The 20268-nt window shown below is 37.1% G+C and carries 21 protein-coding genes and 1 pseudogene; 11 read left to right on the top strand and 11 right to left on the bottom strand.

Annotated features, from left to right (window positions below):
* Positions 1-46 precede the first annotated feature (46 nt).
* From C8270_RS16145 to C8270_RS16135, 3 genes are read left to right on the top strand one after another with little or no spacing between them, the layout of a single operon-like run.
* Complete coding sequence (locus C8270_RS16145) at positions 47-304, top strand: cory-CC-star protein (RefSeq protein ID WP_106497824.1); 258 nt, start codon at positions 47-49, stop codon at positions 302-304.
* Positions 305-351: 47 nt separating this feature from the next.
* Entirely contained in the window at positions 352-1275 is a 924-nt protein-coding gene (locus C8270_RS16140; RefSeq protein ID WP_106497823.1) for an ArsA family ATPase, read from the top strand.
* Between the two features lie 13 nt (positions 1276-1288).
* Positions 1289-2272 carry a zinc-binding dehydrogenase gene (locus C8270_RS16135; RefSeq protein WP_106497822.1) on the top strand — a complete coding sequence of 328 codons (984 nt, stop codon included), beginning with the start codon at positions 1289-1291 and terminating at the stop codon, positions 2270-2272.
* Positions 2273-2321: 49 nt separating this feature from the next.
* On the opposite strand, the gene C8270_RS16130 is transcribed toward C8270_RS16135, so the two are convergent.
* The 9 genes from C8270_RS16130 to C8270_RS16090 all read right to left on the bottom strand — a co-directional run bounded on the left by C8270_RS16130 (position 2322) and on the right by C8270_RS16090 (position 9252).
* Positions 2322-3314 (bottom strand): DUF3231 family protein, encoded by a 993-nt coding sequence (locus tag C8270_RS16130; RefSeq protein ID WP_106497821.1) that lies wholly within the window; start codon positions 3312-3314, stop codon positions 2322-2324.
* 898 nt (positions 3315-4212) lie between these two features.
* A complete protein-coding gene (locus C8270_RS16125) occupies positions 4213-5442 on the bottom strand; it encodes a dicarboxylate/amino acid:cation symporter (RefSeq protein ID WP_106497820.1) in 1230 nt (409 codons plus the stop codon).
* 86 nt (positions 5443-5528) lie between these two features.
* Positions 5529-6389, bottom strand: a complete 861-nt coding sequence (locus C8270_RS16120; protein WP_106497819.1) for a DUF421 domain-containing protein — start codon at positions 6387-6389, stop codon at positions 5529-5531.
* Positions 6390-6417: 28 nt separating this feature from the next.
* Positions 6418-6621 carry a DUF1657 domain-containing protein gene (locus C8270_RS16115; RefSeq protein ID WP_106497818.1) on the bottom strand — a complete coding sequence of 68 codons (204 nt, stop codon included), beginning with the start codon at positions 6619-6621 and terminating at the stop codon, positions 6418-6420.
* A 37-nt stretch (positions 6622-6658) separates the two neighbouring features.
* Entirely contained in the window at positions 6659-7009 is a 351-nt protein-coding gene (gene spoVAE / locus C8270_RS16110; RefSeq protein ID WP_106497817.1) for a stage V sporulation protein AE, read from the bottom strand.
* The gene (gene spoVAD, locus C8270_RS16105) at positions 7006-8022 is read right to left on the bottom strand and encodes a stage V sporulation protein AD (protein ID WP_106497816.1); all 1017 of its coding nucleotides are present in this window, start codon (positions 8020-8022) and stop codon (positions 7006-7008) included. The genes spoVAE and spoVAD overlap by 4 nt, the downstream gene beginning before the upstream one ends.
* On the bottom strand, positions 8022-8501 hold the full coding sequence (spoVAC, locus tag C8270_RS16100; protein ID WP_106497815.1) for a stage V sporulation protein AC: 480 nt from the start codon (positions 8499-8501) through the stop codon (positions 8022-8024). The genes spoVAD and spoVAC overlap by 1 nt, the downstream gene beginning before the upstream one ends.
* Positions 8502-8520: 19 nt before the next feature.
* Positions 8521-8982 (bottom strand): hypothetical protein, encoded by a 462-nt coding sequence (locus C8270_RS16095; protein ID WP_106497814.1) that lies wholly within the window; start codon positions 8980-8982, stop codon positions 8521-8523.
* Positions 8983-9048: 66 nt separating this feature from the next.
* Entirely contained in the window at positions 9049-9252 is a 204-nt protein-coding gene (locus tag C8270_RS16090; RefSeq protein WP_106497813.1) for a DUF1657 domain-containing protein, read from the bottom strand.
* Positions 9253-9430: 178 nt separating this feature from the next.
* On the opposite strand from C8270_RS16090, the gene C8270_RS16085 reads away from it, so the two are divergent.
* Positions 9431-9874 (top strand): hypothetical protein, encoded by a 444-nt coding sequence (locus C8270_RS16085; protein WP_106497812.1) that lies wholly within the window; start codon positions 9431-9433, stop codon positions 9872-9874.
* A gap of 85 nt (positions 9875-9959) precedes the next feature.
* On the opposite strand, the gene C8270_RS16080 is transcribed toward C8270_RS16085, so the two are convergent.
* Positions 9960-10682 (bottom strand): hypothetical protein, encoded by a 723-nt coding sequence (locus tag C8270_RS16080; RefSeq protein ID WP_106497811.1) that lies wholly within the window; start codon positions 10680-10682, stop codon positions 9960-9962.
* A gap of 282 nt (positions 10683-10964) precedes the next feature.
* On the opposite strand from C8270_RS16080, the gene C8270_RS16075 reads away from it, so the two are divergent.
* From C8270_RS16075 to C8270_RS16045, 7 genes and pseudogenes are all read left to right on the top strand, one after another.
* Positions 10965-12227, top strand: coding sequence for a molybdopterin molybdotransferase MoeA (locus C8270_RS16075; RefSeq protein WP_106498568.1), 1263 nt, complete (start codon positions 10965-10967; stop codon positions 12225-12227).
* A 15-nt stretch (positions 12228-12242) separates the two neighbouring features.
* Complete coding sequence (gene moaA / locus C8270_RS16070; protein WP_106497810.1) at positions 12243-13265, top strand: GTP 3',8-cyclase MoaA; 1023 nt, start codon at positions 12243-12245, stop codon at positions 13263-13265.
* Between the two features lie 29 nt (positions 13266-13294).
* On the top strand, positions 13295-13705 hold the full coding sequence (locus tag C8270_RS16065) for a YwpF family protein (protein ID WP_106497809.1): 411 nt from the start codon (positions 13295-13297) through the stop codon (positions 13703-13705).
* Between the two features lie 202 nt (positions 13706-13907).
* Positions 13908-15272: a TrkH family potassium uptake protein gene (locus tag C8270_RS16060; RefSeq protein WP_106497808.1), complete on the top strand. Its 1365-nt coding sequence runs from the start codon at positions 13908-13910 to the stop codon at positions 15270-15272.
* 22 nt (positions 15273-15294) lie between these two features.
* The gene (locus tag C8270_RS16055) at positions 15295-16941 is read left to right on the top strand and encodes a diguanylate cyclase domain-containing protein (protein ID WP_106497807.1); all 1647 of its coding nucleotides are present in this window, start codon (positions 15295-15297) and stop codon (positions 16939-16941) included.
* A gap of 10 nt (positions 16942-16951) precedes the next feature.
* Positions 16952-18096: pseudogene (locus C8270_RS16050) on the top strand (IS3 family transposase).
* 300 nt (positions 18097-18396) lie between these two features.
* A complete protein-coding gene (locus tag C8270_RS16045; RefSeq protein WP_199794687.1) occupies positions 18397-18774 on the top strand; it encodes an EAL domain-containing protein in 378 nt (125 codons plus the stop codon).
* Between the two features lie 159 nt (positions 18775-18933).
* On the opposite strand, the gene C8270_RS16040 is transcribed toward C8270_RS16045, so the two are convergent.
* Positions 18934-20043 (bottom strand): M24 family metallopeptidase, encoded by a 1110-nt coding sequence (locus tag C8270_RS16040; protein WP_106497805.1) that lies wholly within the window; start codon positions 20041-20043, stop codon positions 18934-18936.
* Between the last annotated feature and the right edge of the window lie 225 nt (positions 20044-20268).

The following is a 20268-nucleotide window of genomic DNA, read 5'->3' as shown; positions in this document are numbered from 1 at the left end:
AACAAACAATGTGAAAACAACCTTTCCAAAAAAATGAGGTGAAACCATGTTCGATAAATTAAAAAAACTAGTAGATTTTTACGAAGAAGTACTAAGCATGCCACATCGCCAGGAAATTGCCAGGGAGTTAAGGAATGAGGATGACTTATTTTTATTATTACTATATTCCGAGATGATTGGAATTCCAAATCCGGTTTATTATTATACACTTGAATTGTATCCGTATATGATCGAAAAATTTCACGACTGGCATTTGCGAATGGGCATGGACAAATCACCAATGTCTGGAATCCGTTGTTGCTAGAAAGGCAGAAAGCAGCTATCAATCATTCAAACAAAGGGGCTTTTACCATGCAGGAATTAACGAAAAAAATAGTTTTCATTGGGGGGAAAGGTGGTGTCGGGAAATCTACCACAGCCGCAGCAGTAGCTTGGAAATCAGCAAATGAAGCACAAAAAACGCTACTTGTCTCGACAGATCCAGCACATAACCTTGGTGATATATTTAATCAAAAAATTGGCGGGAAAATAAGCCGAATTTCACAGCAACTTTCCGCACTGGAAATTGACCCGGAAGTAGAAACAAACAACTATATCAAAGGGGTAAAGGAAAATATTAAAGGTGTTGTTCATTCCGGTATGATGGAAGAGGTTCATCGTCAATTAGATACTGCAAAGGCGTCTCCAGGTGCTGATGAAGCTGCTTTATTTGATAAACTAATCTCGATTATTCTGGAAGAGAGCGAGAATTATGATACGATTATTTTTGATACGGCGCCGACAGGGCACACGATCCGATTATTATCATTACCCGAACTAATGGGAGTATGGATTGAAGGAATGTTGGAAAAACGTAAGAAAACGAATGAAAATTACTCACAGCTTCTAAATGATGGGGAACCAATTGAGGATCCAATCTATGATGTTCTCAAAAAACGTCAGAAGCGATTTTCCAAGGCGAGAGAAATGCTATTAAATCCAGCGGTTACAAGTTTTATATTTGTCTTAAATCCGGAGCGACTTCCTATTTTAGAGACGGAGAAGGCGATCAAATTACTTGATAACTATCATCTGCATGTGAAAACATTAATTGTGAATAAAGTTTTACCAGAAAACGCGGATGGGGAATTTTTACAAAAACGAAAAGAATACGAAAAGCAACATCTCCAAATGATTGAAGAAACATTTGCGAAACAGCAATTAATCCGTGTGCCACTATTCTCAACAGATATAACCAGCAAACAGGATTTAGAAAAATTTAGTACTCATTTTTGAAAGGATGATTGTAATGAAAGCATTTGTTCATGATCACGGAAATCTCTTAATAAAAGATATGAACGATCCAGTAGCAGGGGATGGAGAAGTAGTTGTTGCAATTCATGCGGCCGGTCTTAATCATCGGGATCTGTTTATTCCAAATCGCAGGGGGAATGATGCACAAGCACTTGTCATTGGGTCTGATGGAGCGGGAGTAATTGAATCTGTTGGTGCTGGTGTTGAACAATTTTCTGTAGGTGATGAGGTGATCATTAATCCTGGACTACGGTGGTACGAAAACAGTGTTGCGCCACCAAAGGAATTCGACATTTTGGGTATGCCAGACGATGGAACGTTTGCTGAAAGAATTGTTTTATCGGCTGAACAGGTAGAGCATAAGCCATCCCATTTATCATGGGATGAAGCCGGAGTACTAGCCCTCTCAGCATTAACTGGTTACAGGGCTCTGTTTACGAAAGGCGAATTAAAAGTTGGGGAAACTGTATTCATACCAGGAGCAGGAAGTGGTGTAGCAACCTATCTGATTGCGTTTGCAAAACAGAAGGGTGCGCGTGTAATTGTTACTTCCCGCAGTGAACAAAAACGAGACCATGCCAAAAAAATAGGCGCTGATATTGCGCTTGATACGGCAAGCGATTGGCCGGAAGAATTAAAAGACGAAACAATAGATCTTGTAATTGATAGTGTAGGCCGTGCAACATTTAATCGATCTTTGGAAGTGCTGAAAAAGGGTGGCAGAATCGTTATTTTTGGGTCTTCAACGGAAGATACAGTTGAACTGAATCTGCGTGACTTCTTCTATGGGCAGTATCAATTAATTGGTTCAACGATGGGATGTAGAGAAGAACTTCGTGATATGCTGAAGTTCATCGAGGATCATAACATTCATCCAGTAGTGGACAAGTCCTTTACGCTTGATCAGGCAAACGAAGCGATGGATTACTTAGAGCAAGGAAAGCAGTTTGGAAAAATTGCGATTCGCGTTAGAGATTAAACTTTATAAGGGCTCTCTATATTTTAAGGGAAAAGAGAGCCCTATTTAGTCACCCCTTCCTGTTTGTTGATAAAGGTGGCTGCTCCATCCATCCTTTTTCAATCATAATGTTTAGCCCTTCATTACCGAATTTCAAGATTTCTCCTATAAAATGAGAATAGTGCAACCCTAAATCTTTTCTCATGGAGACGGATAATGAAGTACTTAGTGTCGTAAAGCCGACCTGATTTGTTGAGGTAATAAAAAACATCATTAATCGCTCCGAAAATGGCGATATCGTAGAATCTGTAACCTCCAATGTTACGGGGAAAATGGGAACTTGTTTGCTGTCTTTTAAAACTTTGTTAAACGTATCGATCTGTTTTTCGCTTAATTTTTTCCCTTTTTTGAAGTATTCTTTGACTTTGTTATCGGTTGCTACTTGGATAAATCCGATTAGTAATATCAATCCAATACAATTTCGTTCAATTGTGCAAAAGATTTCACCAATCTCCAATGTATTAAGTGGCCTTCCTTCGCCAATCCATGTATTTAGAAAGGAAGGTCGATCCTGAACAAACTCCACATTCTCTGGATAAGCAATTTTCGGTGGTCGATCATAAATTCCTTTGGATACCATGAGATGAAGGGCTTTTTTATACAATGCAACAGAAGTGTATAAACATTCCTCGATAAAGGCAAAAATATCTGTTCGAACCACTTTCCCTAACATCGATGCATAAAGTACATGCACGACACGTTCCTCACGATAGACAAAACTTAATGCGTACAAATCGGTAAAGAGTGCAGGTGCAGAATAGTTAACATCTTCATCAGAAAATCCTTTTGGAATGGGAAATCTTTCTTCAGTTAATATTCTTTCTATGTCATTAATTATCGAATCATTCAACGATATAGCATTTTCGATGATTGGTATAATTTCTTTGTCTTTCAGATGCCTTAGAAAATGCTTATAAAAACAATTTGTAGCTGTACTCTCGTTATAAATCGTCCACAAAGCGGAAATCTCCGTTGACGTTAATCGTATGTTTTCATGTTCCAATTTGACTACTCCTTGATTGTTTTTTAATAGCATTTAACTTACGAAACATTTTTATACAATTTCGTTATCGAAGGACAACAAAGAAATGAGCTCACCATGTAAAAACATAATGGGTTCTCTTTAGAGGTGCAAACAAGAGAAAAACATCTCAAATCACAGAAAAATTTACAACAAAAACATCAGGGCAATTCACAGTAGTATTAACTTCTAATATTTGTTGGTGATAGAAAATTTATTGGATTTCTGGTTCTGCTACAAATGGCCGCTCCAGAAAAACACTGCGCTTTCCGTGGGCGGCTGATGAGCCTCCTCGTGCTGGGTGCTCGTCGCGTTGCAAGTAACTCGGTGAAGTATCGCTCCTCGCAACTCGAAGCTTATTCGTTGGGAGTAATGCTTGTCGCACTGCGGGGTCTCACCTAGGCCTCTTCTCCCACAGGAGTCTCCGTGTTTTTCTTCCGCTGGATAGCAATCAGGGACAACAATTTTAAGTTAGATAATCTTAACTAGCGTAGGCAGAATACGTAGACTCCTGCGGGAACAGCACGTGTCCGAAGACCCCGCAGAGTGGTTTTCTCGAGGAGGCTGAGGCCGTGCCCGCGGAAAGCGAAGTATTCTGCCGGAGCGGTTTTCCAGCACTAAATTAAGCGAGGATGTGAGAGTCAACAATATAAAATTTATGTCATCCACAATCGGAACCGACCCTTTTTTGATTTCCACTTGTAAAATAACTGGTAGTTTATCAAATAAAATAGCAGAGTGAGAATATCTATTCCCACTCTGCTAAAGTTATTGCTATTTATCATGCTATTTTAACCAACAAATAGCCAAATGCATTGATATAACTACAAAAATAAGGGTGCGATACTGTATGTGATTTTACACCCCATTTATATTATCATTAGTTTACTTCTGCTTTTTCCATCCAATCCTTACCCTCTAATTGCCTTGTCACAAGCATGCTTGATACTGAATCACCTGTAACATTGATCATCGTTGCCGGAGGGTCAACAACAACACCAATAGCGGATATGATTGGCAAAGCTTCAATTGGTAACCCATATAATGTTACAATCATTAGCTCACCCATAAAACCACCGCCAGGGATCCCACTCATAACAATTCCTGATAGCAAGCAAATGCCGATAGCGGTTAGAAAGGTATCTATTCCAGTGAAATCCATATTAAATACGCCGAATACAAAAGCGATTTTTAACATGGCCGACAAACAGGAACCATCCATATGAATGGTTGCGCCTAGTGGTAGTACAGTTTCACGAATATCTTTTGGCACACCGATTCTTTTTGTTGCTTCCAGGTTAACCGGTAAAGAAGCGATACTGCTACCTGTTCCTAGTGATGTAACAGCTGGATTGAGAATGTTCTTCCAAAAGCGAACGACACCTTTTTTACCACCGGATATGAAGGCATATAACGTAAATCCAATTACAAAATAAAGGATGGCAACAGGATAATAAATCAACACTGCTTTTGCATAATCACCGATTAAATCAGTTCCAAACTGACCAATTAATGAAGCAAAGTAAGCCCCTAATCCAATAGGTGCATAATACATAATCAGCTGAACGAGTTTCATGAATATTTCCGATCCACTTGATAGAAATTTTGCAAATGGTCTGCCTTTTTCACCTGTTAGTCCTGTTGCAACTCCAACTAAGACGGAGAAAATAATTAAGACGAGCATATTATCTCGGGAAAATAAATCAACAAAATCAGGAACAGTAAATGTGTTGACCAATTGCTCTGATAATGGAACTTGTTCGACATCATTTGGTGTTTCCATTGGAATGTCGGCCCCTGATCCAGGTGGAAATAGAACAGTTGCAACCAACATAACAATTGCTGCAATAATTCCGGTTACAACAAAGATCGTGATCATCGACCCCATAATCTTGCCAAGCCGCTTCATGCTGTTCATGTTCGCAATCGCTGAAGCAATCGAAAAAAAGACCAATGGCATTACAACCATAAATAAAAGGTTAAGAAAAATATCTCCTAACGGCTTTATGATTTCAGCCTTATCCCCATATATAAGTCCAATTATTGATCCAATGATAATCGACACAAGCAAAATTAATGGGAAACGATAGGCTTTTAATTTTTCTTTCATTGTACGTACTCCTTTGAGGGTGTTTAAAAATGTAAGATAGTTATTATCTTACATGAAAAATAGGAGTATGAACAAGATAAAAAACGTTACTCTCTTAAGTGGGGTGTAATCAAGGCTATTGCGTGCTGTAGTTTTTTACTGTTTTCTTGATATAATTGTTTTGCTTGCTTGTTTTCAGTGGCCAATGCAAAAAGTTCTAAATCTGCTTGGCATTTTTTTAGTGTAGCAAGCAACAACGGTTTTTCGGTTGGATTTGGTACTGCGATCTTATCATCGTATAAATCGACTGTTAATTGCCCGTCATTATCCGCTTGACCAAGGAAAACATTCTCAATGCTGACATTCATTTTGTCTAATTCCGTTTCAAGCCAATTTGTGTTTAAGGAAAGGTTTGCTAAAGGTTCCAGCAAAACTTTCCCATCCATTATAACCGTTTGCGGCTCTTTTGTTGGTACAAGCTTGACACCTAAATCTTTTGCGGTCAATGGTTGGTTTTCTCTTTTAGGCAAAACATTTAAAGTACCAGATGGTTCTAAAAGGGCAAATTCAACGTCAGCCACCTGAAAGTAATTATTGTCACGTAACTTTTCAAGTAATTCATCCGTAGAATAACCTTCTTTTTTCAAATTATCTTCCATTACTTTTCCATCCTGAATTAAAATCGTACTTTTTCCCTGAACGAGGTCGCGGAATGTTTTACTTTTTAATGAGATATAATTAACAGCATATGGAATGAGGAACCATACAGCTATTGCTAATAAACCATGTACCAAGTTAGACTGTAAATCAATAGAATAGATTGCGATGATTCCACCTAAGACAAAACCAGTTATATATTCAAAAACATTCAGTTGTGCTATTTGTTTTTTACCGTGTAATTTTGTTAAAACAAACATAACAACTAATAGGCTAAATGATCTTATTACTATTTCAACCCATCCTGGCATAATTACCTATCCTTTCCAAGCCGATACGTTAAGATTTATATTGGGGCTCTTCCTGCCCTAAACGGATCACCTGTTTTTGTAAATCGTCTTTTACTTCTGAAATAATGGTTTGTACTTCTTCATATGTTTGCTTTGCTTGTTGATCCTGTGCTTTGTTTGCTAACAAACCGAGTGTAGCTTCTGCACTTTTTATGGATGAAAAGCAACTTTTAACTTGAGATCCTACCGTCATCTATGTTAACCACCTTCCATGGAAAATCCCTAGTTTTTTATCCTTTTGGTTTGAAAATGAGTGCACCGATCATACCGAAGATAATCGCAGCTGAAATACCGGAGCTGGTTACTTCAAACATTCCAGTAACGACACCGATAAGTCCATGCTTTTCGGCTTCAGCCATTGCTCCATGAACGAGTGAGTTACCGAAACTTGTAATTGGTACTGTTGCCCCGGCACCTGCAAAATCAATTAATGGTTCATATAGGCCAAGTCCATCTAAAAGAGCCCCGGCTACTACAAGAATACTTAATGTGTGACCTGGTGATAATTTGAAGACATCGAACATTATTTGTCCAATAACGCAAATTATCCCCCCAATGACAAATGCCCAGAAAAATATCATGATCTATCACTCCTTGATTCAATTGAAACTGCGTGGGCTATACATGGGATTGGATCTTTTTGCTGTACACTTAATGGAGAATGCAAGGCACCAGTTGCGACAACAAGTATACGATTTAATTCTCCTTTTTTCATTCGGTTTAGAAAATGTCCATACGTAACAACGGATGAACAGGCTGCACCACTAGCTCCAGAAAGAACTGGTTGGTCTTCGCGATATATCGTCAGTCCGCAATCCACATATTTGTCTTCTTCAATTGGCAGACCTTCTTTTGTTATCAGATCAAATGATACCTCCCGACCAACATGTCCTAAATCACCAGTTATGATTAAGTCGTAATAGGAAGGATCTACATTACGTTCTTTAAAATGTGCAGCAATTGTATCGGCTGCTGCTGGGGCCATTGCTCCACCCATGTTGAATGGATCAGTCATTCCCATATCAACCACTTTCCCAATGGTTGCACTTGTGATTTGGGGTCCGTTTCCATTTTTAGCAAGCAGCGCGACTCCTGCTCCTGTTACTGTCCATTGTGCGGTTGGAGGTTTTTGTCCTCCATATTCTGTCGGATAACGGAATTGCTTTTCAGTTGCAGCATTATGACTGGCACTGCCACTTAAAATATAATTTGCACCATTACCATTGATAAGAAATGAGGCCAAAGCCAAACTTTCCATGGACGTAGCACAAGCATTAAATAAGCCAAAATAGGGGATCCCCATCGTCTTGGCTGCAAAACTTGTTGGGGTGATTTGGTTAATTAAATCCCCACTTAAAAAAAACTCGACTTGTTCTTTTTCAATCGGACTATTCTTAACCGCAAATTGACATGCTTCTTCCAACATCATTTGTTGTGCTTTTTCAAATGATGCCTGTTTTAGCCACATATCATCATGAAGTAAGTCGAAATCATTTGGAATTTTTCCATTTGCTTCAAATGGACCACCAACAGTACCGGTCGACAAAATGACAGGTTTATTTTCAAATATCCATGTTCGATGACCAGCTAACATTACAATCCACCCCATTGAATTAAAATCGTTTTTATTAGTGCAATAATAAAAGCGGAAAATACACCGAATAAGATGACAGATCCAGCCAGCTTGAACATATTACCTCCAACCCCTAAAACAAAACCTTCTGTTCGGTGTTCGATTGCTGCCGAAATAACGGAATTACCAAATCCAGTAACTGGGACGGCAGATCCTGCACCAGCAAATTGACCAATCCGATCATAAATACCAAATCCCGTTAATAGCATTGTGATAAATATCAGTGTTGCTGTAGTAGGATTTCCAGCAGTTTGTTCGGTAAAATCAAAGAAATAAATATAAAAGGTTGTAATAAGTTGGCCGATAAAACAAATAAATCCACCTACCAGGAAGGCTTTGATACAATTTTTTAGTAAGGGTCTTTTTACTTCTCGTTGCTGCTGAAATGCCTGGTATTTTTGGGCTTGCGGAGGTAAATTTTTTTTCTTCTTATCTGCCATTTTAAGATCACTCTTTCTGTCAAGTTTGTTCCTTTGATAATTTGATAAGATGACGTACTCCTCTTTCCAGTTTTTTATTTGACATATTGTCGGATTCAATCTTTTCTTCCAAACGATTGAGTTCAATGAAGATTTTTTGGTCAGTTGACAACTCAGTCTTAAATTTAGGGAACGCCTTTTTTAATTTCTTTGTAAATTTCTTCTGTAATTCTGCAAGTTGGAAACGCTTGTTATGGTGGATTTTAATTGCTACAACTAATGTTTTAGAAGTATTAACTGCTTTTATTGCTTTAATCTCTTCAAATTTGGTTAGAAATCTTTTTGCCTTGTTAGCTTCTTCCTGGTCCATAAAGCTTGTTGAGGAAATTTTTGTATATTTAACATCCTGGCTGTTTTCTGCTGTGTCGGAATCTGAATTTGTCGCACAACCGACTAAAAAGAGTATAAGTCCAACAAATAGCATAATTTTTTTGTTGCTCATTATAATCACCTCTTATGTAGGAAGGAGGCTGGTATAAGAACCAACCTCGTATGCAGTTTTGTAACCTTATTGTTTATATTGTGGTTCTTCTTGTTCGATTTGCCCTACACGTGGCTCAACACTTTGTAAAATTGTCTGTGTTTGTTGAGCTGCATCTTGATAAAGTTGTTTTGCCTGCTTATTTTCAGTTTGCAACGCAAATTGTTCAAAGCTTGCTTGAGCACTTTTTAATCCGGCTATTGTTTGTCTTACCTGTGTCGAAACGGTCACAGTTAATTCCTCCTTTTGATGAATACCATCACTAGTTATGATTGTTTTTTTTGCACTAAATATACGTTCTATTTTTTGCCGGGATATGGTAATCTTACTTTAAGACATACAACCTAGATAGAAAAAATGAAACCTTTTACTGGCTTTTTTCGTCATATAAAATGAGGGGGATGTCGAATTGAGAAGGAAAGCATTGTTTTCTGTGATTATTGTGATTTTTTTAGCTGGTGTCAGTTATTGGGTGTTTGCAAGAGACCATGCAAAATTGGCCGCGGATAAAAATGGTTCCAAACAGGCTGGGGATTTTATCTTACATATTCGCGTGGAACGGGTTGAGGATGGGGTACAAGTTTATCGTTCGATTCAGTATATGGGTAAAGAACCGGTTGAAGTGAAGCATAATACACCATTGATTTCTGTGTCATTAGCCAATAAAAATCATGATTACACTGGGAGTCCTGTAAAAAAGGTACTAGGAGAGGGAGACAGTTATCACCCACAAGATACATTCACTTTTAAACCTCCTAAAAAAGGAAAATACAATTTGCATTGTCAGGCAAAGTTTACAGCCAATGGGAAAGATGTGGTCATTGATCATACAGAAAAACTTGAGTTCAAGTAGAAACAGCACCACATGTAAAACTGGTGCTGTTTTTTCGTTTACCTTCTATTTCGTTTTTCCTCTTTAAAAATTGACTAACGTGTATCTAATTAGAGGAAATATCCAGCTCAATTGTTGTTGTCTTTTTACCTGACTGTTGCCACTCCTGGATGATGTCACTGACTGGTTCTGCAATGTCTGGAAGGGATGCGCGGATTTTTTGATTATCCATCCATTCAGCTGTAATAATTGGCCAATTATAATCTAAAACTTGCCTATCATCTGTTTTATTTGTTAATTGTAGCGGCTTCCATTGTTCTAAATCAATCACAACGATGTCGGTTAAAGGAAGTGGCAATTTTGTTGCGCGATTAAATTGTAAAAACAGTTTTGACTTATCAGGTGAAAGCTTGCTTTGTATAGATTTTGCTAAGTCCGCAACGAGAATCGCCTGATTATCTTTACTTTGATCAAGTAATAAATACGAGCAAAAATCATTGTGACAAGAAAATTCAAGTAAATACATTTCACTATTTTCTGCCTGGATTTGAAGCATATTCATATTTTTAATTGCTTTTTCACGGTCCGCCGTCGCTTCTAGGTAAGAATTTAAAATAGGGACCATTTCTAAATTAATCATAACTTCTTCATTTGGTAATGCAAATTCAATAAACTCACTTACTTCATCCTCATTTTCCTCCTCAATAAGTTCTGGATTTTCGTTTGGATCAGTGGGAGGTGAATCTTTTTTAATGATAGCTGATCCATTTTTTGAACATGCAGAAAGAAGGGTAAAACAAATAAACACTAAGATCCATTTTTTTGTCATATTTTACGCTCCCGAATAATTGATTTACTAGAATTAATTATACAATAATTCCGTGTTATGTAAAAAAAGTTGATGCGCGATTTTTGAACTGGTGAATAAACTAATTGGTTATTTCTCTTAAATGTCATAAATGGTTGGTCAGAATAGCTTAAATGTGTGATGTTTATCATACTTCGATATAAGAAATATCGCTATAATAAAGTAGTATGATAAATATCAATTTGAGGTTATTTTTGATACACTAAACATATAGATAATTTTGGCAGAAGGGTATGGTATGTGATGGTCGAAATGCGAAAGCCAATTCCAGTTATCGATGCAGTTGCGAACGTGATGAAATATAGTCAACGCGGAGAAGTGGAAAGCGTTTCAATAAAGGATTGTGATAATAGAAGATTGGCGGAGTCAGTTATTGCGAAACACCCGGTACCTCCATTTGATAAATCGCCATATGATGGGTTTGCACTTCGCTCCGTTGATACGGAAAAAGGTTCATTAGATAACCCAGTAGAATTTGAAGTAATTGAACATATTGGAGCTGGACAAGTACCAACGAAGACATTACATCAAGGACAAGCAACTAGAATTATGACAGGAGCAAAAATACCTGATGGTGCTGATTGTGTTGCCATGTTTGAAGTTTGTAAAACATTTGAAAAAGATGGAAAGAACCGCATGTCCATAAAACGTAAGATGAAGCAGGGACAAAACATCATTGAGGAAGGTTCAGAAGTTGCGGATAATGACATATTGATTGAAAAGGGAACTGTTATTAATCCTGGTGTTAAAGCGATACTTGCAACATTTGGATATAATCAGGTACAGGTTGCAAAAAAACCCACTGTAGGAGTGATTGCAACGGGCACGGAATTATTAGACGTTGATGAGGAATTGCGTCCGGGAAAAATACGTAATTCCAATGCGCATATGATAACATCGCAAATAAAGCGAGCAGGTGGTGAAGTGGTTTACTTTGGAAAACTTGCCGATGAATTTGACGAAAGCTACAATACCATCTCACATGCATTAGAGAAAGTAGATATGCTGATTACGACTGGTGGCGTTTCGGTTGGTGATTTTGATTTAATGCCAGCAATTTATGAGAAATTAGGTGCTCAGGTACTGTTTAATAAAGTAGCAATGCGCCCCGGAAGCGTAACGACGGTTGCGGTAAGGGGGAACCAGTTGTTGTTTGGTTTATCCGGGAATCCATCAGCATGTTATGTTGGATTTGAACTATTTACACGCCCGATTATCCAACGTTATTTGTTTAGCGAACAGCCATTTTTAAAACGAATCCAGGCAACATTGTGCGAAGATTTTCCGAAACCAAATCCATTTACTAGGTTTGTTCGGAGTTATATAACCTTTGAAAATGGCCAGGTTGGAGTTCGGCTGGCGGGTATGGATAAATCAAATGTTGTTACCTCACTAGCAAATACGAATGCATTAATGGTTTTACCAGGTGGAACAAGGGGATATAAAGCAGGAACAAATGTTGAAGTTTTATTATTGAATGACACAGATGGTCAATCCGAATTTTAATAAGGAGTGAATGAAATGACGGAAAATAGTGCTCCAATTACAGACCACTTTGGCAGATTACTTAAAGATTTGCGAATTTCTGTTATAGATAAATGTAATTTCCGGTGTACGTATTGTATGCCTAAAGAGATTTTTGGCGATGATTACGCTTTTTTGCCTGAAAGTGAATTATTAAGTTTTGATGAAATCATTCGTTTGGCAGAAGCTTTTGCTAAACTAGGAGTGGAAAAAATCCGGATTACCGGGGGAGAACCTTTACTCCGTAAAAATCTTGATCAATTAATTGCGAGATTGGCAACGATACCAGGTATTAAGGATATTGCGCTAACAACAAATGGGATTCTTTTGCCGAAACGAGCGGTTAAATTAAAAGAAGCCGGATTAAAACGAGTAAATATCAGCTTGGATGCAATTGATGATGATGTATTTACGAAAATTAATGGGAAGGGTGTAAAGACGCTTCCTGTTATAAGAGGTATTGAAGCGGCTCAAAAAGCTGGATTACAAGTTAAAATTAATATGGTCGTAAAAAAAGGTATGAATGATAATCAAATTTTACCGATGGCCCGTTATTTTAAAGGAAAGGATATTATACTGCGCTATATTGAATTTATGGATGTCGGAAATCATAATGGCTGGGATTTAAATAATGTGATCTCAAAGAAGCAGATCATTGAACAAATTAATGAGGAAATGCCAATTGAACCTGCAGAAGAAAATTACTATGGTGAAGTTGCCTCTAGATTTCGTTATAAAGATGGCGGTGGAGAAATAGGTGTAATTGCATCTGTAACCGATTCATTCTGCAGTAGCTGTACAAGAATTCGCCTTTCCGCTGATGGTAAACTATATACATGCCTATTTGCATCGGGTGGTTATGATATCCGTGGAAAGCTGCGGGAAGGGCTAACAGAAGAACAACTCGAACAAAATTTAACCTCATTATGGCAGCGGAGAAAAGATCGTTATTCAGATGAACGCGCCGAAAATAAGCATGCAAACCGGAAAAAAATTGAAATGTCATATATTGGTGGTTAATGAGGCTGGATCATTAAGGTGGTGAGCGAATGAAAACCTTCAAATTAAAAAAGTTGGAAATTCTTGAATCTGTTGATGACGATATTATCCAGCATGATATTCCTTTAAGAGATGGATTAATTATTAATCGGGAAGATGATGAGAATCAATGGGTGTTAGAAGCATATTTAAATCATGATTACCTATCATTTTTCAAAGAATTAAAGGATAAGAAAGACCAGATAATGGTACAGGTTAAAATAACAAAAGAGAGCAATAGCCCGGCAACATTTATTACATCGATCTTTAGTATTAATGAGATTGGTACCCACGCAAATGTACTATTTAAAGGGATTATTGTTGATCGACAAAAAGGAATTATCAAAGATATGCTACAAAAATTGGTCGAAGAAGGTTATCAAGGAGAGTCATTAATTAAAAAGTTTAAAGAATTAATTTGAAAAAGGGTACGGTATTATATATGCTGCCCTTTTTTTGTATTGGACGATTGTTTTCTACCTCATATAATGATATTTTTAACAAAAGTAAGAGAAAAATTGTCGAAAACACAAGCATTTAACAATTTCGCCTGCTATAATAAGGTTAAGTTTTTGGAAAAAATACCGATATAATAATAGATATGTATTAGGGAGTAACTGCATAATGTTTTCACAGCATCCATTGATCCGCATCATAAATAAATTATCACCAGTTCAACTCATTTTAATATTTTATTTTATTGCAGTAATCGTTTCAACTGCTTTATTAGCGCTACCAGTGACCCATAGGCATGGTGTCGATGTCCCGTTAATAGATTTATTCTTTACAGCAGTTAGTGCAATGAGTGTTACAGGTCTTAGTACGATTAGTATTGCAGATACATTCAATACGACTGGAATTATTGTACTAGCCTTAATTCTGCAATTGGGCGGAGTCGGTGTGATGGCGATTGGTACATTTATCTGGATTTTACTAGGCAAGAAAATTGGCCTAAAAGAACGTCGGCTTATTATGACTGACCAAAATCAAACGACATTTGAAGGAATGGTCCGCCTAATAAAGCAAATTCTTCTTGTTATTCTAACCATCGAATTTATTGGGTTTATCATTTTAGGAACTTATTTTCTACAATACTTCCCAACAGCTGGCGAAGCATATTTAAACGGGTTCTTCGGCTCGATTAGTGCAACGACAAATGGTGGGTTTGATATAACTGGAGATTCGTTAATTACATTTAAAGATGATTATTTTGTTCAATTCATTAATATTCTGCTAATTATTTTTGGAGCAATTGGCTATCCAGTATTAGTAGAAGTGAAAGAATATTTGTTTTCCAAGTCGGATCACCAAATCCAGTTCCGATTTTCATTATTTACGAAAGTTACGACATTGACTTTTTTTGCATTAATTATTGTTGGGACGACTTTCATTTTCCTATTAGATGCTAATCATTTTTTCAGTGGTAAGTCATGGCATGAAATATTGTTTTATTCCTTGTTTCAATCTGTAACAACCAGAAGTGGTGGCTTAGCTACGATGGATGTAAGTCAGTTAACCGAACAAAATCATCTTTTTATGTCGTTGCTAATGTTTATTGGGGCGTCACCTAGTAGTGCTGGTGGAGGAATACGAACAACCACCTTTGCATTAGTAATTATTTTTATTATTACATTTGCTAGGGGTGGAAATAGTATCCGTTTGTTTAAACGCGAGATTCATGATGAAGATTTGTTAAAGGCCGTCACTGTAATGTTAATGGCAATTTTCTTTGTTTATAGCTCGGTTGTCGTTATGTCTATTGTAGAGCCGTATTCTTTATCGCAGCTTTTGTTTGAAGTAACTTCAGCATTTGGAACGGTTGGTCTTTCACTTGGTATAACGGGTGATTTAACCGCATTTAGTAAAGTGATTTTAATGATCCTTATGTTTATCGGAAGGGTCGGGATCATAACGTTTTTATTAATGTTCAAGAAAAGTAAGAACACCGGAAAATACCATTACCCGAAAGAAAAGATTATTATTGGGTAAGGGAACATTGAAGGAGGAAACCATGGCTAAATTTGCAAAACCTATACATCACCAAGTGTTATCACATTTGAAAGAGGCAATTTTACTGGTACACGAGAATGGTGAAATTTTGGATGGAAATGAGGCTGCCAATTCATTATTAAACATTGAAAAACGTCCTCACCCACATATTCTGGAATACTTAGATTTTGCACTGTTAGAGGGAAAAGATGAATCGCATTTATTAATGGAGCAGAAAAACAACAGCGGCAAGTTAATAGAAGTTAAATCGATCCGGGTCGAAAAGACGATATATTGCCTAATACTAAGTCATCTCTCCTTACAAGACAAAACGGAAGAAGTAAAAAAATATATTAATAACCTCATTTATGCGAGTGCAGAAGGAATGTTAATGTATGATGATGAAAAAATTATCGACTGTGACGAAACATTCGCCAACATGTTTGGCTATACGCCAGAAGAAATAAAGAAATTACATATTTCACAGTTGCTTGACAGCAAGAGTACATATAAATTAACCCAAATAATTCATCATAATCCTGAAAAGCCATATGAATTAACAGCTACTAGGAAAGATGGGTCTCCCTTTTATATTGAAATGATGGGACATCCATACAATAATCAGGGAAATATTATTCGTGTCGCAATTGTAAAGGATATTTCAGATCGAATTGAAAATGAAAAACGGATCGAATATATGGCTTATTACGATGAATTGACTGATTTACCAAATCGTAATTTTTTTAACAAGGTGTTAAACGAAGCAATTGAGCAAGCAAAACGAGAAAACGAATTGATTGCTGTTTATTTTATTGATTTAAATTATTTTAAGGAAATCAATGATACACTAGGATATGCCTTTGGAGATAAGCTATTAAAGGCATGTGGTGAACGCTTTAAAGCCTTTTTACAAACAGATACATTTATTGCAAGAATGAGTGGGGATGAATTTTTAATCTTACAGCGACATGTGAAGGATAAACATGCTGCTACCAAACTTGCCGAAAGTTTAATTATGGAATTTGAAAACCCTGTAAAAATAGATGATTATGAAATATTTGCCTCGATAAGTATCGGTATTAGTATTTTTCCTGAAAACGGTACAACACCGAATGACTTAATTAAACACGCAGACTCAGCTATGTATGTCATCAAAGAGAGACATCGAAACAATTATAAGTTATTCGATGCATCTATTTCAGAAGATTTTAAAACAATGCTTACAATGGAAAATGAATTACGGAAAGCATTAAAAGAGGAACAATTTGAATTGCATTATCAGCCGCAGAAAAACCTTTCCAATGACAAGATAGTTGGTTTCGAGGCGTTATTACGCTGGAAACACCCGGAGAGAGGGTATATTCCACCAGATGAATTTATTACGCTTGCAGAAAGTACGGGTTTAATTATCGAAATTGGTGATTGGGTATTAGAAGAGGCATGCAGGCAGAATAGGGCATGGCAAGATGAGGGGTATGAACCTGTAATCGTCAGTGTGAATTTATCTGCCAAACAATTTAATCAAAAAATGCTTTTCGATAAAATAGAAGAAACGCTAGAAAGAACAGGGTTAAATCCGAATTATTTAGAACTAGAGATAACCGAGAGCATGGCAATGTCATATAATGTATCCGTGGGTTTAGACACTAAAAATGAAAAAATAAGATAATACTAGTGCTATGAGTAAAAAACGAAGAAGATATAGTTCAGCGGAAAAAGCAAAGGTTGTTTTAGAAATATTGAGAGAAGAAAGTACTCTTAATGAAATCGCTCAAAAATATGAAGTAAGCCCACAACTTATTAGCAGGTGGAAGACGGAGTTTCTGAATAACATGCCTGCTGTCTTTGACAAAAAATCCACGGAATTAGAAAAACTTAAGCAGGAGCACGAGGCGGAAAAGGAGGAGTTAATTAATCAAATTGGACAGTTGACCGTGGACATGAATTGGCTGAAAAAAAAACAACAACAGGTCTCAGATTGGAGGAGAAAAGAGCACTAATAGACTTTGATAGTAAGGAGTTAACAGTTAAGCACCAGTGTAAACTATTAAACTTGTCTAGGGCAAGTGCTTACTATGAAATCAAGGTGCACCAGCCAAGTCAAGAGGAAATCAACATCAAAAATGCCATTGATCGAATACACCTTAATGAACCTGCATATGGCTGCCGAAGAATCCGAAATGAGTTAAGAAAACTAGGCTTTACCAATATAGGAATCAAGCGGACACGTCGTTATATGCGAGAAATGGGTATAACCGCGTTCTATCCCGGACCGAATCTGAGCAAGCGGGATTTGCAGGCACGAACGTACCCTTACCTGCTTCGGGGTACAAGCATTACCCACCGAAATCAGGTTTGGGGTATTGATATTACGTATTGTGGCACTCCAGCAGGCTTTATGTACCTTGTGATTATTATAGACTGGTATTCAAGATTTATCGTGGGGTGGTCTTTAAGCAACACAATGCAGACCGATTTTATTGTTCGTACAGTAGAGAAGGCTATTCAGGCACATGGAATGCCCGAGATCATCAACAGTGATCAAGGAAGTCAATTCACATCCAAAGATTATATCAATTGCATCAAAAGCTATGAATCCATAAAAATCAGCATGGATGGTAGAGGACGCGCAAAAGACAATGCCAGAACGGAGCGTTTTTTCCGAAGTTACAAATGGGAAAGGCTTTACTTACTATACCCGGAGACGGTGTTGGAATTAAAACAAATGACGAAGCTCTACATGCATCATTACAACTGGAGTAGGCCACATCAAGCTTTAGGAGAAAAAACACCGGCCAATATACATTATGGAAGGAGCGATTAACCACAGCGAAGCTGCTTGCCCTTGACCGCCGTGCCACCCCTTAGTGATCGCTGGAAGGGGTCGGGGCCCCGCCAGCGGAACTTAGGAAGTGATTGGCCATGGTACGCTGGCTGTGCGGGTAGGAGCCGTAAAGGCTGAATTTTTCCCATCCGCCACAAGAGAACTACCATGGCATAAACAAGGTCAAGGGTGGTGGGCTTCAGCAAACCTTAAGACTTGGAAAAAAAGTGGCCGTTAAAGCGTCGGGGAGATTAGACTTTTAGGAAGGAGACTTTATCTTAAAAAATCGATTTTTGTGTCTTGACAAGTGGGCACATTACATCAAACGAAGAATATATTTTAGAGATGATGAGCCGATTACGAAAATTAGGAGTCCTGGTTTCGATTGATGATTTTGGAACAGGGTATTCATCACTTAAGTATTTAAGTATTTTCCCGATTACAAAGCTGAAAATTGATAAAATGTTTATGGATGAAGACCAGAAGCAAAATCAAGCTATTGTCAAATCGATTATCCGCATGTCCCACTCTTTAAATATGAAAGTAATAGCTGAAGGGGTCGAAACTGTTGATCAGCTTACATTTTTAGAGAATGAAAAATGTGATGAAATGCAAGGATTTTATTTTAGTAAGCCATTACCACCGGGAGAGTTGACGGGATTGTTGGAGATGGTTTAGATATTATTGACAGTTTAAAATCACCGCCTTGTTTGGGCGGTGATTTTAGTATTTAAAGGAAGTCCAAAAACCATGCTTTCTGACTACAGCTATAATTATTGTATTCTGCTTACTTATTAAAAGTTTTCCGATAATGAGATAAATAGCTAATTGAACATCTTATTTTAATATTTGCAAGTCTTTTGGAAAGGAAGTCAGCACTTCTCTTTCTCCATTTTCATTTATATAAATTTCATCCTCTATTCGAACTCCGCCAAAGTCGGGTATGTAAATCCCGGGTTCAATTGTAAACAGTAATCCTTTTTCAGCAGTTTGATTGTTGTTTTCGTGAACAGATGGCTCCTCGTGTACTTCGATACCGAGACCATGTCCTACACGGTTATTAAAATAATCACCATAACCGCTTTCCTTGATGACATTTCTTGCTTCAATGTCAAACGTTTTAAGTGGTACTCCTTCCTTGACAGCATTGATGCCTGCTTGGTTGGACTTAAGTACTATTTCATATATTTCTTTTTGCTTATCCGTTGCTTCACCGATAATAAAGGTCCTTGTTATATCTGAACAGTAACCATCACTTATTTGTACACCCATATCAATTAGTAAAAAATCACCTTTTTGGAAAGAGCGGTTTCCAGGAGTTCCATGTGGCAAGGCGGCCTTTTCTCCAGATAATACGATGGTTGAAAATGATGGACCTTCTGCACCAAATTTTTTCATTAGATATTCCAATTCAGCTGTTAAATCCAATTCGGTCATACCTATTTTTACTTTTTTAATCCCTTCAGCCAGAACATTTTCAATGATATCAACTGCTTTTTGTACATATACCAGCTCGTCTTTGGATTTTTTTAGACGTTGTGCATTGATAAATGGTTGGATGTCTTTATAAGTAGCTTCGGGAAAGGCAGTTATCAAATGTTGATGCTGAATCATGCTTACAAATTTCATTTCCAGCCCGAAATGGTTTATTTTATCTCCAAGTTCATCCTTAAGTTTATCGTAAGGATTTTCTTCGTCAGAAATTGGAATGATGTTCTTAACAATAGATTCACTATCGGCAATTTCCTTATCTAATGCAGGAACAAACAAGGTGAATTCTTGATTACGACAATCCAAAATTAGAGCCATGAATCTTTCATGTGGGTCGGAATTGAACCCAGTATAATAGAATACATTTGCTGGTGATGTAATCATTGCTACATCAATGTTGCTCTTAATTAAATTATTTTGCAATGTTTTTAGCCTACTTTTAAAGTCAATATTCATAACATAAAACCTCCATTGTTCTTTTATATTAACATGTAAGATTTGTATCATGGGAGAGTGTGTAAGATTTAAATTTGGTATAAAAGGTTACTATAGGTTTTGTAATAAATTTTTAGTGGTGGTAGATCGTGAATTTTAAAGGCCAGTATTAAATTTTGTATTAATACTAGCTCTCGAAATATTGATAGAATGAAAAATCTATTAAATATAGATAATATGATTTAC

The sequence above is a fragment of the Lentibacillus sp. Marseille-P4043 genome (genome assembly GCF_900258515.1).
Classification (GTDB): Bacteria; Bacillota; Bacilli; order Bacillales; family Amphibacillaceae; genus Lentibacillus_C.
Note: the sequence above shows the minus strand (reverse complement) of the source record. Positions and strands in the feature narration are given on the sequence as shown.